Source organism: Flavobacterium cupreum (assembly GCF_003996965.1).
Classification (GTDB): Bacteria; Bacteroidota; Bacteroidia; order Flavobacteriales; family Flavobacteriaceae; genus Flavobacterium; species Flavobacterium cupreum.
In genome coordinates, this window is the sequence record NZ_QWDM01000239.1 from 1 (window position 1) to 287 (window position 287).

The 287-nt window shown below is 72.1% G+C and carries 1 protein-coding gene; it reads right to left on the minus strand.

All coding sequences use genetic code 11. From position 1 onward, the window contains the following. The coding region (locus D0817_RS25450) for a 5-oxoproline transporter, DUF969 family subunit (protein WP_202866553.1) at window positions 1-287 on the minus strand (287 nt) is incomplete at both ends.

Here is a 287-nt window from a genome sequence, read left to right on the forward strand (position 1 = left end):
GGTAGGCGCTCAGCCGGCGCCCGGGGGTGGCGACCCGGATCCGGGCGATGGCGGCCTGCGCGTGCTCTTTGAGGCCGAAGCGCGCGAGCAGGCCGATGGCCGCCAGCGGCAGCAGCAAAATCAAAGGCAGGTTGCGCGTCTTGATGAAGGCGGTGCCGAGCGAGGCGAGGATCTGCCCGACCGGCATGGCCGCGGCGATGCCGGTGGTGGCGCAGGCGGCGATCACGACCAGCACCGGATTGGCCCGCATCACGAAGCCGGCGATGATCACGGCCACGCCCCCCAGG